A 15,189-nucleotide genomic window follows, 5' to 3' on the forward strand; every position below is an offset into this window, starting at 1 on the left:
GACTCGAGGAGGTGAGACCGATTTCCGCAACCGAGACGCGGGCGTTCTCACCAGACATGTTCGGAGACGCCCGCCGGTAATCCCGAGAGGCGTTTCTGTGTCACCCGAAGAAGTCGTCACCAAGCTCCGTGCCGCCGGCTGCGTGTTCGCCGAGGACGAGGCTGAGCTCATCCTCTCCACCGCCGCCGACCCCGGCGAACTGTCCGCCATGGTCGCCAGGCGGGCCGAGGGCTTTCCCCTGGAGCAGGTCGTCGGCTGGGCGGAGTTCTGCGGCCTGCGCGTGCGGATCGATCCCGGCGTGTTCGTGCCGCGCCGCCGTACCGAGTTCCTGGTACGGCGCGCCGCCGCCCTGGTCCCCGACCCCGGCGTGATCCTCGACCTGTGCTGCGGCTCCGGCGCCATGGGCGCGGCCCTGGCCGTCCTGACCGGCGGCGAACTGCACGCGGCCGACGTCGACCCGTCGGCGGTCGCCTGCGCGCGCCGCAACCTGGGCGAGAACGTTTACCTGGGCGATCTGTTCGACCCGCTGCCTCCGAGGCTGCGCGGCCGGGTGGACGTGCTGCTGGCCAACGTCCCCTACGTCCCGACGTCCGACCTGGCCCTGCTGCCGACCGAGGCCAGGGACCACGAGCCGAGGGTCACGCTGGACGGCGGCCCCGACGGCCTGGACGTGCTGCGGCGGGTCACCGAGGGCGCGCCGCGCTGGCTGGCGCCCGGCGGGCTGCTGCTGTTCGAGACCAGCGAGCGCCAGGCCGAGCGGGCCGTCGAGGCGGTCACGGACAGCGGGCTGAAGGCGCGGGTGCTGCGCTCGGAGGAGTTCCACGCGACGGTGGTCACCGGCCAGTTGCCCTGACGGTCAGGCGGGCAGGCGCAGGGCCACCGAGAGCCCGCCTTCGGCGCGGGGCTTGGCGGTCACGGTGCCGCCGTGGGCCTCGGTGATCGCCCGCACGATCGACAGCCCGAGCCCGGCGCCCCGCCCGGACTGCACCCGGTCGCCGTTGCGCCGGAACGGCTCGAACAGGTCGTCCACCTCGAACGGGGAGACCACCGGGCCGGTGTTCTCGACGGTGATGATTCCGCCGCCGCCGTACGACTCGCGCAGGGTGATCCACACCTGCCCGTCGCGGACGTTGTACTTGATCGCGTTCTCCACCAGGTTGAACACGCACCGCTCCAGGAACAGCGGATCGCCCTCGGCCACGGCGGGCCGCAGGTCCTCGTGGATCGTCACCCCCCGCTTGGCCGGCGTGAGCTCCAGCGCGGTGCGGATCACCCGCTCCAGCTGGACCGGCTTGCGCGTGGTCAGCTCCTGCTCCGACTGCGCGAGCAGGAGCAGGCCCTCGATCAGCCGCTCGTAGCGCGCGTTGGTGCCGAGCAGCGCCCTGGCCAGCGCCTTCAGGTCGGGCGAGGCCTCGGGCTCCTCCAGCGACACCTCCAGCACCGTCCGGTTGATCGCCAGCGGGGTGCGCAGCTCGTGCGAGGCGTTGGCGATGAACCTGCGCTGCGCGTCGAAGACCCGGTGCAGGCGGCCGAGCATCGCGTCGAAGGTGTCGGCCAGCCGCTTGACCTCGTCCGGCGGGCCCTCCAGCGCGATCCGCTCGTGCAGCGTGCTCTCGGACAGGCGCTGCGCGGTCTCGGTCACCCTGTTCAGCGGCTTCAGCGCCCGGTCGGCGACCAGATAGCCGATGACCACCGCGGCCAGCCCGATCATCACCATGGCGCTGACCGACCACTGCAGGATCTCGTTGAGCGCCTTGTCCGCGCGCTGCCCCACCTCCGCCTGGGCCTGGACCTGGGCCTGGAAGAACACGGCCTCCTTGGGCTGGGCGCTGGCCGAGGGCGGCGGCCCGGCGCCGAGGACCTTGACGAACTTCGCGTCCAGCGAGCGGGCGGTCAGCAGGTAGGTGATCCACAACAGTGCCGAGCCGGCGACGAAGAACAGTCCGCCGTAGATCAGGGTGAGCCGCATGCGCAGCCCCAGCCGTTTCACAGGCGATACCCCTGGCCGGGCACGTTCGTGATCACGCTGGGCGCGCCGAGCTTCCTGCGCAGCGAGGTCAGCGTGACGCGCAGCACCCCCGTGCCGCTCTCCGCGAACTCGTCCCACACGCTCCTGCGCAGCCCGGTCGAGGTGATCAGCTCGCCGTCCGCGCGCAGCAGCTCGTGCAGCACGTCGAACTCCTTGCGGTTCAGGCTCACGTCCCTGCCGTCGCGGGTGACCGTACGGCAGGCCGGGTCCAGCCGGATGCCCGCCCGCTCGACGACCGGGGCGCTCACCCGCCCCGTACGGCGGGCCAGCGTCCGCACCCTGGCCACCAGCTCGGCGAACGCGAACGGCTTCACCAGGTAGTCGTCGGCGCCGAGCGTCAGCCCGTCCACCCGGTCGTGCAACTGACCGGCGGCGGTGAGCATGATGATCCGGCTGCGCGACATGAGCTCGCGGCAGACGTCGTCCCCGTGCACCTCGGGCAGGTCCCGGTCCAGCACGATGACGGAGTAGTCGACGTAGGAGGCCAGATCGAGCGCCTCCTGCCCGTCGTAGGCCACGTCGACGGCCATCGCGTTCAGGCGCAGCCCCCGCGCGATGGCGTCGGCCATCTGTTCCTCGTCTTCCACGACAAGCACCCGCATGCTGCACAGACTCCTTGATGTGGTGTTAACGGGGAGTAAGTCCGGCGGCTTATCCGCGTTTAGCACCCGCTCCGATGAAGTGCGGTGCCATGAACCTTCGCCTCATTCCGGCCGCAGCGGCCATGCTCCTGGCACTCGCCGCCTGCGGCTCCACCGGCTCCACCACCACCGCCGCCGGCACCGGCGCCCCCAAGTCCGGCGCCTCAGCCAGCCCGTCGGGCAACGCCCGCGACGCCCAGCTCAAGTTCGCCCAGTGCATGCGGGAGAACGGGGTCGAGATGGACGACCCGGCCGAGGACGGCCGTATCCAGTTCAAGGTCGGCCAGGGCACCGACCGCTCCAAGGTCGAGAAGGCGCAACAGGAGTGCCAGAAGCACCTCAAGGGCGTCATGGGCGACCAGGGCGGCGCCATGGACCCGAAGCGCCGCGACCAGATGGTGAAGTTCGCCCAGTGCATGCGGGAGAACGGCATCAACGTCCCCGACCCCACGGCCAACGGCGGCATCATGATGACCGGCGGGCCCGGCGACGAAGAGAAGATGAAGAAGGCCCAGGAGGCCTGCAAGGAGTTCCAGCCGGGCGTGGAGAAGCAGTCGTGAGAAAGCTCCTGGCAGCAGCGGCGGTCGCGCTCGTGGGCGCGGCCGCCGCGTGGACGGCGACAGCCGTACTGAGTGACAGTGGCACCGGAACGGCCGCGCCCACCCGCGCCCCCGCGCCGGCCACAGCGGAGATCACCAAGCAGGACCTCGTCGACACCCAGACCGTGGACGGCACGCTCACCTACAACGACGAGCGCGCCATCACCACCGACGCCAGCGGCACCGTGACCTGGGTGCCGGAGGAAGGCGCGCTGATCAGGCGCGGCCGCTCCCTGCTCAAGGTGGACCGCAAGCCCGTCACGCTCATGTACGGCAAGCTCCCCCTCTACCGCACCCTGGAACGCGGCGTCGAGGGCCCGGACGTGACCCAGCTGGAGCGCAACCTCAAGGCGCTCGGCTACGGCGACGACCTGACCGTGGACGACGAGTTCACCTACGCCACCTACCTGGCCGTCCTCGAATGGCAGGAGGACCGGAACCTGGAGGAGACCGGCAAGGTCGACGCCACCCAGGTGGTCTTCCAGCCCGGCGAGGTACGCGTCGGCGACGTCAAGGCCACCGTCGGCCGCAAGGCCATGCCCGGCCAGGAGGCGCTCAAGGTCACCGGCACCCAGCGGCTCGTCCACGTCGACCTCGACACCGACGAGCAGCATCTCGCCAGGAAGGGCGCCAAGGTCACCGTCGAACTGCCCGGCGGCGAACGTGTCAAGGGCAAGATCACCGAGGTCGGCACCGTCGCCCAGACCTCCGGCCGCGACGACGACAAGACGACCACCATCGATCTGGACATCACCCTGAACAAGAAGCCCAAGACCAAGCTCGACCAGGCGCCCGTGGACGTGGAGCTGGAGAGCGAGCGGGTCAAGGGCGTGCTGACCGTCCCGGTCGAGGCGCTGCTGGCCACCCGCGAGGGCGGCTTCGGCGTCGAGGTCGTCGAGGGCTCCGGCAGCCGCGTCGTGCCGGTCGAGCTCGGCGCGTTCGGCAGCGGCCGGGTCGAGGTCACCGGATCAGGCCTCGCGGAGGGCATGAAGGTCGGGGTGCCCGCGGCATGAGCGTCATCGAGCTCCGCGAGGTGACCAAGACCTACGGCGGCGACGTGCACGCGCTGCGCGGCGTCGACCTCAAGGTCGACTACGGGGAACTGGTCGCGATCGTCGGGCCCTCCGGCTCCGGCAAGTCCACGATGCTCAACCTGATCGGCACGCTCGACCGGCCGACCAGCGGGATGGTGCGCATCGCCGGGCACGACGTCTCCAAGCTGAGCGACCGCGAGCTGTCGGCGCTGCGCGCCAAGAACCTGGGCTTCGTCTTCCAGCAGTTCCACCTGGCGCCCGGCGTCAGCGCGCTGGACAACGTGGCCGACGGCCTGCTCTACACCGGCACGCCCCGGCGGGTGCGCCGCGAGAAGGCGGCCGCCGCGCTCGAACGTGTCGGCCTCGGCCACCGGCTCGGCCACCGGCCCAACCAGCTGTCCGGCGGCGAACAGCAACGGGTGGCCGTCGCCAGGGCGGTGGCGGGCGACCCGCCGCTGCTCCTGGCCGACGAGCCGACCGGCAACCTCGACTCCGCCTCCGGCGCCGAGGTCCTGCGCATCCTCGGCGAACTGCACGCCTCCGGCACCACCATCGCGATCATCACCCACGACATGGACGTGGCCGCCTGGTGCCCGCGCCAGGTCAAGGTGCGGGACGGAGCCGTGTCATGAAGCCCGCCAGGCTCAGCCCGTCGGACGTCTTCCGGGTCGGCGCCGCCGGCCTGCGCAGCCGTCCGACCAGGGTCGTGCTGTCCGCGCTCGGCATCGCCATCGGCATCGCCACGATGATCGCGGTCATCGGGATCTCGTCGTCGTCCAGGGAACAACTGCTGCGCCAGCTCGACCAGCTCGGCACCAACATGCTCACGGTCTCGGCCGGGCAGACGCTCTTCGGCCAGCAGTCCCAGCTGCCCGAGGACGCCGCCGGCATGGTCGAGCGCATGGAGCACGTGCAGACCGCCGGGGCCACCGGCGCGGTCAAGACGAGCGTGCGCAGGACCAGCCACATCCCGGAGGCGGTCACCGGGGGCATCGCCGTACAGGCTGCGACGGTTTCGCTGCTCAAGACCCTGGAAGGCAGCGTGGTGGAGGGGGCCTGGCTCAACGCGGCCACCGGCCGCCAGCCGGCCGTCGTGCTCGGCGCCAAGGCCGCGGAACGGCTCGGCATCACCAAGACCGGCGTGCGGGTGTGGATCGGCAACCGCTGGTTCACCGTCCTCGGCATCCTCGGCCCGATGCCGCTGGCCCCCGAGATCGAGCGCTCCGCGCTGGTCGGCTTCCCGGCCGCCGAGAAGTACCTGGGCTTCGACGGCCACCCGACCAGCATCTACGAGCGCTCCGACGACGCGGCGGTCGGCGCGGTCCGCGAGGCCCTGCCCCGCACCGTCAACCCGGAGAACCCGAACGAGGTCGAGGTCAGCCGTCCTTCCGACGCGCTGGCCGCCAAGGCCGCCGCCGCGGGCGCCTTCACCAACCTGCTGCTGGGCCTGGGCGCGGTGGCCCTGCTGGTGGGCGGGGTGGGAGTGGCCAACACCATGGTCATCTCGGTCCTGGAACGCCGCAAGGAGATCGGCCTGCGCCGCTCGCTGGGCGCGACGAGAGGCCAGGTCCGCATCCAGTTCCTGGCCGAATCGCTGCTGCTGTCGGCGCTGGGCGGGGTGGTGGGAGCCTTCCTGGGCACCGTGGCCACGGTCGGCTACGCCGTCTCCCAGAACTGGCCGCCCGTGGTCCCGCCCTGGGCGATCGGCGGCGCCGTCGCCGCCACCCTCCTCATCGGCACCATCGCCGGCATCTACCCGGCCATGCGCGCCGCCCGCCTGTCCCCGACGGTCGCCCTGACGGCCTAGCGATGGCTCACTCACGCGGCACCTGGGAAGCGAACCACTCCAGCGCGGCCCATAGCCGATCAGTCCCTGGGCCGTGCAGGGCGGCAATGGGAAACCCCGGACGGCCGTTGACGCTGTCGTCCGGCAGCGCCACCCCGGGAATGTCGTTGACCTGGAGCCGCAGCTCCCGCCGGAGCGCCACGTCGTCGAACGGCGGCCGCCGGCTCAGCTGGTCGAACGTGATGTGGATCTTCCCGGAGAACGGGTGGACGGCGACGGCCCAGTAGTCGAAGTCCTCGCCGTCGAGGATGAGCAGGCAGGAGGTGTCTCCGTCGCTGTAGGTGACCGAACCGCCGAGCTTGGTCCAGCGATCAAGAATGGCCAGGACGGCGGGAGCTTCCTGATGCCGGCTGAGCAGCGTGTCAAAACGCTGCGCCAGCTCGGCGGCCGAAGTGTTCTGCATCGGCAGCACCGGCGCCGGCTGCGGCGCGGGAAGGGCCGCCTCGTGGTCGAGCGCCTCCACGATGGCCGCGGCCACGGTCTCCAGCAGGTCGATGACCTCCTGGACCGCGTCGGCGTCGATGGCCATCTTCGCGCCGCGCTGGTCGGGATCGCGGTCGGCTTCGTGAGAGATTTTGTTCCGGCGGTTGGCGACCGTCGTGAGCAGGTGGATCAGCTCCCTGGCCACCACGCGCCTTCCGTCCGAGCGATGGGCGGTGAGCACCTTGGCCACCTCATCCCACAGCTGCAGGTCGGTGACCAGGGAGAACCCCTCCTTGATCTTGGCCGGGTTCTGGAAGGCCCGGTGCGCCAGCGACTTCTTCAGCTGATCGTGGAATCCGGTCTCCCAGGAGACGAAGCCCATGTTCACCTCCTCGACCAACCTCATCGGGATCTCGAAGTTCAGGAACTTCCTGGGCTTGCCCGAGTCGCCGGGCCGCTGGGCGATGGCCACCGCACGGTGATAGATCTCCTCGTGCGCCCAGTGGTCGAGCGCCGCCACCGCCTGGACCCACGCCGCCCGGTACAGGTCGTCCACGTCGAAGGAGCTGACCCCCAGGCCCGCGAGCAGTCGCCCGCCCCGCACGATCTGCCGGGCATAGTGCAGGTTCTGCTTGAGCTCCTGGATCGGTGGCAAGGCGCGACCTTTCCTGATCGGTTACGAACCGTCGAGGGGGATGAACCGGTCGTTGGCCGGGACGCGGGACGGGGGCAGCGTGGTCAGCAGGAGCTCCCTGCGCCGGTCGCGCACGTTGCTGGAGACGCTGTAGTGCAGGTCGACCAGGCGGCGGGAGATCCGCCACGCCCGGATGCCGAGCATCTCGCCGGCCGGCGTCATCCGGCGCGCGGCGTAGAGCGCCGGGTCGGTCGTGAGCTCGGGGTGGTTGTCGTAGGAGAGGATCCATCGGTGCTGGGCCTGCCGTCTCAGGTACTCGGCCAGGCGGTGGTGCGCGAGCCCGTCCTGCCAGGAGCCCGGCCGCGGGGCGTAGCCGCCGCCTGGGTCGAACGAGCGGCCGTACAGCTTCGGCGACTTGTCCATGTAGGGCGGGTCCAGGTAGGAGATGACCCGGTCAGGCAGGAGCTGGGGGTACCACTCGGTGACGTCGTCGAGCGTGGCCCGCCAGTCCTTGCACCAGACGTCCACGATGCGGTTGCTGGCGTACAGCCTGCCGATGACCCGCAGCCGCTCGGCCAGGGCTTCCTTGTTGAACCGGCAGCCGATTCCGTACGCGCTCTCCTGCTTCCTGCCCCCGAGCGGTCCCGCACGCCCGTGCAGGATGCCGGAGAAGGTCGTCCGGTTCAGGAACAGGCACTTCACCGCCACGTCCCGGTCGTCGCCGGACCTCGGCCGCCACGAGCGCCAGTAGTCCCAACGCTCAAGCGTGACCGGCTCGTCGAGCATCCGGTCGATGAGCCACTCGGTGTGGGCGGCGGCGACCTGCCAGAACCTCGCGACCAGTGGATCGGCGTCGGCCAGCAGTACCCGCTCCACCAGACCCGCGCTCACCAGCTTGAGCGAGGTCGAAGCGCCGCCGGCGAACGGCTCGACGAAGAGGCTCGGCCGGCCCAGGGTCCGCGACGCGGAGGCGACCAACTCGCCGATGGCCGCCGACAGCCCGGACTTGGCTCCCGGATAGCGCAGTGGCGACAGGTACCGGATACCGGCCGGGTCCGGCCCGTCGAGCGCAGCGACCTCGCCGACGCCTCGCGGAGACGTGCCGACCTGCTGCGGCGCGCTCCCTGGCGCGATCCGGCCGGAGACCGTCGCGCTCATCGCGGCGCTGACCCGTCGTCTGACCCGTCCCGCAGGCCGAGTTTCTGCTTGGCGACCAGCCGCAGGACGTCCGTTCCCACGCCGATCGGATAGGCAGCCTTCGAGTGGGCGAGCGCGACCGGGATGAGCCCATCGCGGTACATGGACGACCCGGTCCGGTCGACGACGTCCAGAACGGCCGTCAGCGAGGGATACGCCGCCGGATCCGGCTGCCCGCCACGATCGTCGTAGGGTGCACCCGAGGCGGGCAGCACGGTGATCACCACGACCCGCCCGTCGAGCGAGCGGTAGAAGAACTTGCGCCCCCAGTAGGTCTCCGAGCCGTAGGCGAGCGGATTGCCGGCGTTGGTCATCTTCGCCAGGACGTCGGCGTCAACCACCAGAAGGTCGCCGGGTTTGAGTACCTCGTGCCGGACCAGCGTGCGGGCGTAGTCGACCGCCGTGCCCGACTTCTCCACGCCGCAGATGAACGGCCCCGCGGTCGAGGTCATGTGCTGGAAGTAGGTGAGCGCTCGCGCCCGGAGCTTGGCCGGCGGCCCGTAGACGGCCATGGGCCCGTCCACGATGAAAAGCGTCGAGGCGAACAGCTCCGTGCGGGACTGCTGCCACAGCAGCGTGGACAGGCCGACCAGGACGAGCAACTCCACGACCTGCATCAGCCGCCCCAGCGCGCCGCTGTTCTCACCGTCCTCCATGACCTCCTCGTAGATCCGGAGGCAGTCGGTGGGCCAGAGCAGGTGCCCGCACCCGGGACAGATCCGCCCCGCCTGCGGCACCGCGACATCGGCCCGCCGGCACTCCTGCCGCGGGCAGTCCACCGGAATGGTGATGGCCGGTTCCCCCGGGCGGCCGTGCAGGAGCATGAGTAGTTGCAGCAGGCTCTGATCCAGCCGGTTGACCTCGACCTTCTTCTCGCGGAAGAGCTGGTCCACGCACTCGCGCCAGGATTCCTGGATGGACATCCCCTCCCGCAGGTACGCCCCGGCGACCGGCATGTCCATCGAGATCAGCGAGGACTTCACCGCCTCGTGCAGCGCGACCGGATCGACGAAGCGCTCCTGACGCTGCGCCTGCATCGCCTCGATGTCGAGCCAGATGGCCGCCGCCTGCGCGTACCCGTAGCGCACGGACGGCAGGCCGTCGCGCACGGGGACGACCATGAGGGAGCCGTCCACGCCGATCACGCCGGTCAGCCGGGGGTCGTCGGGCCTGACCAACTCGCTTCGGTGGCGGATCTTCGGCTGGAGCCACGCGATGTCGCGCACGTGCTCCGCCGGGACGTAGAAGCGCGCCTCGTCGGCCAGTGCGCGCACGATCGCGTTGGTGTGGCCGAGGCGCGAGGCGGTCTCGGGGCGGCCTCCCGCCGCGGACTCGTAGGACATCGCGACCTCAGCCCTGGACCGGGCTCAGCGCGAGCAGCCCCGCGGCCAGCCGGGCCTCGTTGACCAGGTCTCTGCCGTACCGGTCGATCTGGACGGGGACGATGAAGGGCGACGACATGGTCTTGAGCCGGACGTAGCCCCGGTCCTCGTGGCTGATGATCGCGTCGCCGAACGCCCTGAAATCGTAGTAGCGACCCAGCTCGCCGACCTCCTTGGCGTTGTTCAGGTGGGCGACGACCCAGTTCTTGGTGTTGGCGAGCACCTGGTGGTCGACGCCGGTGACTTCCTGGGTGGCGTAGAGCATGCCGATGTTGAGCTTGCTGGCCTGTTTCGCCAGTCGTACCCAGACGTCGAGGTCGTCGCGGTATTTGTCGGTGGAGAACAGGTTGTGCGCCTCCTCGATCGCGATCTGGATGTCGGGCGGCTCGGAGCCCGAGGTGAACGCCTTCGTCTGCCGGTCCATCAGGTATTCGGCCAGGCGCTCGGAGAGCCTCTTGATCGCGTCGTCGGGTCCGAGGTGGAGGTCGACGATCACGATGCGCCCGTTCAGCAGCTCGCCGTAGACGTCGCGACGGTAGTCCGCCTGGACCGACGGGGAGTGGTAGTGCTTGAGCGGTTTCAGCTTGGCGTAGCCGGACACCTGCCTGTTCTGAGAGACCTGCGTGTAGATGGGCAGGGCTGAGCGCCACGCGTCACCGGACACGAACGACTGAAGCCCCCGCAGGGCCTCGCCCGTCAGGTCTTTGGCCTCGTCCCGCGCGATGATCCAGTCGATGACGGTGGTCAGTGAGTTCCTTTCCACGCCCACCGCCCGGCCGCCGGGGAACTGCCTGATGTGACCAGGGCCCAGCGCGCGTTCGATCTCGGAGGCGAGCGCACCTCGCATTGTCACCATCGCCCGCCAAGCGCGCTGCCGTCCGCTCGCGTCAGCTTGCTGTGTGGGTAAGGCGAAGTCGGCCTTGGCCAGCGCCCCGTAGAGCAGCAGCCGGCCGCGTTCCGCTCTGGCCCGGCGCTGGGCCGCGTCGCCGTCCGACTCGCCGGTCATGGGCGCGCCGGCGAAATCGGCCTGGACGAAGCCCTTCACGTAGTCGGCGGTGGCGTCGGCCAGCACCGAGGAGATGAGGCTCTTGGTGGGCTCGATCTGCTCGGGGTCGAAGAAGTTGAAGCCCAGCGGGCGCACGTTGTCCTGGCCGGCCGCCGCCCCGAACTTGTAGATGACGACGTGCCCGACGCCGATCGCTGCCAGTTCGGTGCCGTCCTGGGTGTTCGGGTTCGCGTACTCGCCCTGAGGGTCGAAGATCAGCTGGCCGATGGGTGAGCTGCCCTCGGAGCGGCGCTGTTCCGAGACGGCGAAGACGCGGGCGGCGATCGTCTTCATCGTGTTCGACTTGCCCATGCGGGTCATCCCGAACATGCCGGTTTTGGTGCCGATGAAGTCCTGGATATTTACTCTTACCGGGACGTCGGCCTGTCTTGCGAGGATCGTGCGCCGCCGGGTGGAGGAAAAGCGGACGGCGCCTATGCGTACCATCTGCACCGGGTCTTCGGTGGGCTTGATGAACGAGACAAGGGCGCTGAGACCGTCGCCGACCGGTTTGAAGACCCGGTAGGTTGCGGTCGCGTAGAAATTATCCACGTCGTGTCCGAAATCAAGAACCTGTCGGCCGTCGCGGACGTCCTCATAGAAAGTGCCAATGATCCGGCAATCGAGGCCGGTAAAGGACACCCGGTTCTTGGTGAACGGGTCGAGGTCCACGTCGAGGATCGCGGACGGCGACGGGTCGTGCTTCTTGGACAGCGCCTCTCGCAGGGCCTCCTCACGCACGGCGAGTTGGTCGCGTTCGAGGGCGAGCGGCGCGGTTCCCTCGACCCGTAGCAGCAGGACCTCGTCGTCGTCCCCGCCGCCGTTGCCCACCTCACGGGCGGTGGCGAGGAGGAATGCGTACTGGGGGATGCCGCCGACCTCGGACTTCCAACGGTCGTGGGTGATCACCACTGCGCGGTCATAGTCGAGCTGGTGAATGGCCCCGATTCTGATCGCCCGATCGTCGGCCAGGAGAACTCTTTCGAGCAGGGTCCCTGATCCGACGTTCGGGATGAGATCCGCCATCGGGCATCCTCCTTGGCAAGTAGTGCCAACGGCTCAGGCCCTCATAATGCCGGATCATGGTTTCATTTTGAATAGGCGAATTTCAGCAAATAGCTCTTTCGGGATTTGTCAGTTAATCGGAGGTTTGTGGCGAACAAATGTTCCCGATGTTGGGAAAATAGGTGCTCAGGCGCTGCGGGCGATGGCTTCGGTGATGGACTTCATGCCGTGGCGGCGCAGGCGGCGGCTGAGCTGGCGGTTGATGCGGGAGGGCCAGAACGGGCCGTTGTAGATCCAGCCCGTGTAGCCCTGGACCAGGGTGGCCCCGGCGAGCAGGCGTTCCCACACGTCGTCCACGTCCTCCACGCCGCCCACGGACACCAGCGTGAGGCGGTCGCCGACCCTGGCGCGCAGGCGGCGCAGGACCGCCAGCGAACGCGCCTTCAGCGGCCGGCCGGACAGCCCGCCCTGCTCGCCGTCGTGCCTGATCGTGGTGTTGGTCGCGATGATGCCGTCGAGCCCCAGCTCAAGGGCGAGGTCCGCGACGGCGTCGACGTCCTCGTCGGCGAGGTCCGGCGCGATCTTCACCAGCAGAGGTGTACGGCGCGGCGTCCCGTGAGCCACCTCCTTCACCGCCGACAGCAGCGGCCGCAGCAGCTCGACCGCCTGCAGGTTCCGCAGCCCGGGGGTGTTGGGCGAGCTCACGTTGACCACGAGGTAGTCGGCCAGCGGCGCGAGCCGCCTGGCGCTGGCCACGTAGTCGGCGGCGGCGTCGGACTCCGGCACCACCTTGGTCTTGCCGATGTTGACCCCGACCACCACCGGCAGCCCCCGCGTACGGCGCAGCCGCCGCTCGGCCGCGGCGGCGCCGTGGTTGTTGAACCCCATCCGGTTGACGATCGCCGCCTGCCCGACCCGGCGGAACAACCTCGGCCGGGGGTTGCCCGGCTGGGCGTGGGCGGTGATGGTGCCGACCTCGACGTGCCCGAAGCCGAGCGCGGAGATCGCCTCGGCGCAGGCCGCGTCCTTGTCGAACCCGGCGGCTAGCCCGAACGGCCCGGGGAAGTGCACGCCGAAAGCGCTGACCCGCAGCGCCGGGTCGTGCGGCGCGAGCCAGCGGTGCAGCAGGCGCTTGGCGAACGGCAGCGCGGACAGCACGGCGAGCGCCCTGACGGTGGCGTGGTGCACGCTCTCGGCGTCGAACCGGCGCAGGACGAGCGTGAAGAAGAGGCGGTACATCACAGGTCAGGCTACCAATCCGGCCTCGTGGGCGATGATCGCGGCCTGCACTCTGTTGCGCACGCCGAGACGGGTCAGGATGGCGCTCACATACGCCTTCACGGTGCCCTCCACGATGAAGAGCCTGGCGGCGATCTCGGCGTTGGAAAGGCCGGCGCCGACGAGGGCGAGGACCTCGCGTTCGCGTTCGGTGAGCGGCTCGACGCGGTCGCGGGCCGCGGCGCCGCGCGCCATCTGGCCGCCGGCGAGCTGGGTGATGACCCGCTGGGCCACCTTGGGGGAGAGGTAGGCGGCGCCGTCGGCGACGGCGTGGATGCCGGCCAGGAGTTCGCGCGGGTCGCCGGACTTGAGCAGGAATCCGCTGGCGCCGACGTCGAGCGCCTTGGCGATGTAGTCGTCCTCGCCGAACGTGGTCAGGATCACGACCGCGCTGCCCGGCGCGGCCCGGCGGATCTCGGCGGCGGCGGCCAGGCCGTCCATCCTCGGCATGCGGATGTCGAGCAGGACCACGTCGGGGTGGTGGCTGATGGCCAGGTCGACGGCCTCCTTGCCGTCGGCGGCCTCGGCGACCACCTCAAGCTCGGGGTCGGCGCCGAGGATGGCCTTGATACCCGCCCTGATCATGGCCTCGTCGTCGGCGAGGAGGATGCGAATCACGTTCTCTATAGTGGCCGACCGGACGAGCTGGCACCGCCGTACCTGGTGGAGGTCCGGCGGGCGGTATCGTCCGACGCATGAGCACTCACTATGACGTCGTCGTTCTCGGCGCTGGACCCGGGGGATACACGGCTGCGGTCCGCGCCGCCCAGCTTGGCCTCAAGGCTGCGGTCATCGAGGAGAAGTACTGGGGTGGCGTCTGCCTGAACGTGGGCTGTATCCCGTCCAAGGCGCTGCTGCGCAATGCCGAGCTGGCCCACATCTTCACCAAGGAGGCCAAGACCTTCGGCATCAGCGGCGAGGTCACCTTCGACTACGGCGCCGCCTTCCAGCGCAGCCGCAAGGTGGCCGACGGCCGGGTCAAGGGCGTGCACTTCCTGATGAAGAAGAACGGCATCACGGAGTACAACGGCCGTGGCCAGTTCCTCGACGCCAACACCCTGCAGGTGAACGGCGAGACGGTCACTTTCGGCCACTGCGTCATCGCGGCCGGCGCCACCACCCGGCTCATCCCCGGCACCTCGCTGTCGGACCGGGTCGTGACGTACGAGGAGCAGATCCTCAGCGAGGACCTGCCGGGCAGCATCATCATCGCCGGAGCCGGCGCCATCGGCGTCGAGTTCGCCTACGTGCTGCACAACTACGGCGTCAAGGTCACGATCGTGGAGTTCCTCGACCGGATCGTGCCGCTGGAGGATGAAGAGGTCTCCGCGGAGCTGGCCAAGCGCTACAAGCGGCTCGGCATCGAGGTGCTCACCTCGACCCGCGTGGAGAACATCGAGGACAACGGCTCCTCGGTCAAGGTCACGGTCACCCGCGACCAGCAGACCCAGGTGCTCGAAGCGGACAAGGTGCTGCAGGCGATCGGCTTCCAGGCGCGGGTCGAGGGCTACGGCCTGGAGAAGACCGGGGTCGCGCTGACCGACCGGGGCGCCATCCAGGTGGACGGCCGGGGCCGTACCAACGTGCCGCACATCTACGCCATCGGCGACGTCACCGCGAAGCTCATGCTGGCCCACGCGGCGGAGGCCATGGCGGTCGTCGCGGCCGAGACGATCGCGGGCGCGGAGACGATGGAGATCGACTTCGCGATGGTGCCGCGGGCCACGTACTGCCAGCCGCAGGTCGCCAGCTTCGGCTACACCGAAGCCCAGGCCCGCGACCTGGGATATGACGTCAAGGTGCAGAAGTTCCCGTTCACCGCGAACGGCAAGGCCCACGGCCTGGGCGACGCCAACGGCTTCGTCAAGATCATCGCCGACGACACCCACGGCGAGATCATCGGCGCCCACCTGATCGGCCCCGAGGTCACCGAGCTGCTTCCCGAGCTGACCCTGGCCCAGCAGTGGGACCTCACCGTGCATGAGGTGGGACGTAACATCCACGCCCACCCCACGCTCGGCGAGGCCGTCAAGGAGGCCATCCACGGCCTGGCCGGCCACATGATCAACATGTAGC

14 protein-coding genes are annotated in these 15,189 nt (G+C 69.7%); 6 read left to right on the top strand and 8 right to left on the bottom strand.

The genetic code is table 11. The annotated features are described in order from the left end of the window. Positions 1–97 precede the first annotated feature (97 nt). Positions 98–853 carry a putative protein N(5)-glutamine methyltransferase gene (locus HNR40_RS37785; RefSeq protein WP_312896663.1) on the top strand — a complete coding sequence of 252 codons (756 nt, stop codon included), beginning with the start codon at positions 98–100 and terminating at the stop codon, positions 851–853. A gap of 3 nt (positions 854–856) precedes the next feature. On the opposite strand, the gene HNR40_RS37790 is transcribed toward HNR40_RS37785, so the two are convergent. Further along, positions 857–1,990, bottom strand: coding sequence for a sensor histidine kinase (locus HNR40_RS37790; RefSeq protein ID WP_312896664.1), 1,134 nt, complete (start codon positions 1,988–1,990; stop codon positions 857–859). After that, positions 1,987–2,631 (bottom strand): response regulator transcription factor, encoded by a 645-nt coding sequence (locus HNR40_RS37795; RefSeq protein WP_184970125.1) that lies wholly within the window; start codon positions 2,629–2,631, stop codon positions 1,987–1,989. The genes HNR40_RS37790 and HNR40_RS37795 overlap by 4 nt, the downstream gene beginning before the upstream one ends. Positions 2,632–2,720: 89 nt before the next feature. Between HNR40_RS37795 and HNR40_RS37800 the strand changes: the two genes are divergently transcribed. The 4 genes from HNR40_RS37800 to HNR40_RS37815 are packed head-to-tail and all read left to right on the top strand — an operon-like array spanning position 2,721 to position 6,110. Next, positions 2,721–3,230 carry a hypothetical protein gene (locus HNR40_RS37800; protein ID WP_184970127.1) on the top strand — a complete coding sequence of 170 codons (510 nt, stop codon included), beginning with the start codon at positions 2,721–2,723 and terminating at the stop codon, positions 3,228–3,230. Further along, entirely contained in the window at positions 3,227–4,282 is a 1,056-nt protein-coding gene (locus HNR40_RS37805) for an efflux RND transporter periplasmic adaptor subunit (protein ID WP_184970129.1), read from the top strand. Before HNR40_RS37800 ends, HNR40_RS37805 begins: the two co-directional genes overlap by 4 nt. Then, entirely contained in the window at positions 4,279–4,935 is a 657-nt protein-coding gene (locus HNR40_RS37810) for an ABC transporter ATP-binding protein (protein ID WP_184970131.1), read from the top strand. Before HNR40_RS37805 ends, HNR40_RS37810 begins: the two co-directional genes overlap by 4 nt. Further along, the gene (locus HNR40_RS37815) at positions 4,932–6,110 is read left to right on the top strand and encodes an ABC transporter permease (protein ID WP_184970133.1); all 1,179 of its coding nucleotides are present in this window, start codon (positions 4,932–4,934) and stop codon (positions 6,108–6,110) included. Before HNR40_RS37810 ends, HNR40_RS37815 begins: the two co-directional genes overlap by 4 nt. Positions 6,111–6,117: 7 nt before the next feature. Here the strand turns inward: HNR40_RS37815 and HNR40_RS37820 are convergent, their stop codons facing one another. The 6 genes from HNR40_RS37820 to HNR40_RS37845 form a co-directional block, all read right to left on the bottom strand. Continuing rightward, positions 6,118–7,227 carry a hypothetical protein gene (locus HNR40_RS37820; protein ID WP_184970135.1) on the bottom strand — a complete coding sequence of 370 codons (1,110 nt, stop codon included), beginning with the start codon at positions 7,225–7,227 and terminating at the stop codon, positions 6,118–6,120. Between the two features lie 21 nt (positions 7,228–7,248). Further along, complete coding sequence (locus tag HNR40_RS37825; RefSeq protein ID WP_184970136.1) at positions 7,249–8,364, bottom strand: DNA adenine methylase; 1,116 nt, start codon at positions 8,362–8,364, stop codon at positions 7,249–7,251. Beyond that, entirely contained in the window at positions 8,361–9,746 is a 1,386-nt protein-coding gene (locus HNR40_RS37830; protein ID WP_184970138.1) for a hypothetical protein, read from the bottom strand. The genes HNR40_RS37825 and HNR40_RS37830 overlap by 4 nt, the downstream gene beginning before the upstream one ends. A 7-nt stretch (positions 9,747–9,753) precedes the next feature. Beyond that, a complete protein-coding gene (locus HNR40_RS37835) occupies positions 9,754–11,856 on the bottom strand; it encodes a helicase HerA domain-containing protein (RefSeq protein ID WP_184970140.1) in 2,103 nt (700 codons plus the stop codon). A gap of 165 nt (positions 11,857–12,021) precedes the next feature. Then, the gene (locus tag HNR40_RS37840; protein WP_184970142.1) at positions 12,022–13,074 is read right to left on the bottom strand and encodes a quinone-dependent dihydroorotate dehydrogenase; all 1,053 of its coding nucleotides are present in this window, start codon (positions 13,072–13,074) and stop codon (positions 12,022–12,024) included. A gap of 6 nt (positions 13,075–13,080) precedes the next feature. Then, positions 13,081–13,731, bottom strand: a complete 651-nt coding sequence (locus HNR40_RS37845; protein ID WP_184970144.1) for a response regulator — start codon at positions 13,729–13,731, stop codon at positions 13,081–13,083. A gap of 77 nt (positions 13,732–13,808) precedes the next feature. Between HNR40_RS37845 and lpdA the strand changes: the two genes are divergently transcribed. Next, entirely contained in the window at positions 13,809–15,188 is a 1,380-nt protein-coding gene (gene lpdA, locus HNR40_RS37850) for a dihydrolipoyl dehydrogenase (RefSeq protein WP_184970146.1), read from the top strand. Position 15,189: the final 1 nt, after the last annotated feature.

This window comes from Nonomuraea endophytica, assembly GCF_014203235.1.
Lineage (GTDB): Bacteria > Actinomycetota > Actinomycetes > Streptosporangiales > Streptosporangiaceae > Nonomuraea > Nonomuraea endophytica.

Coding starts and splice junctions, on each gene's coding strand:
- HNR40_RS37795 (WP_184970125.1), bottom strand. CDS start 2,631: ATGCGGGTGCTTGTCGTGGAAGACGAGGAACAGATGGCCGACGCCATC.
- HNR40_RS37800 (WP_184970127.1), top strand. CDS start 2,721: ATGAACCTTCGCCTCATTCCGGCCGCAGCGGCCATGCTCCTGGCACTC.
- HNR40_RS37810 (WP_184970131.1), top strand. CDS start 4,279: ATGAGCGTCATCGAGCTCCGCGAGGTGACCAAGACCTACGGCGGCGAC.
- HNR40_RS37815 (WP_184970133.1), top strand. CDS start 4,932: ATGAAGCCCGCCAGGCTCAGCCCGTCGGACGTCTTCCGGGTCGGCGCC.
- HNR40_RS37825 (WP_184970136.1), bottom strand. CDS start 8,364: ATGAGCGCGACGGTCTCCGGCCGGATCGCGCCAGGGAGCGCGCCGCAG.
- HNR40_RS37830 (WP_184970138.1), bottom strand. CDS start 9,746: ATGTCCTACGAGTCCGCGGCGGGAGGCCGCCCCGAGACCGCCTCGCGC.
- HNR40_RS37835 (WP_184970140.1), bottom strand. CDS start 11,856: ATGGCGGATCTCATCCCGAACGTCGGATCAGGGACCCTGCTCGAAAGA.
- HNR40_RS37840 (WP_184970142.1), bottom strand. CDS start 13,074: ATGTACCGCCTCTTCTTCACGCTCGTCCTGCGCCGGTTCGACGCCGAG.
- lpdA (WP_184970146.1), top strand. CDS start 13,809: ATGAGCACTCACTATGACGTCGTCGTTCTCGGCGCTGGACCCGGGGGA.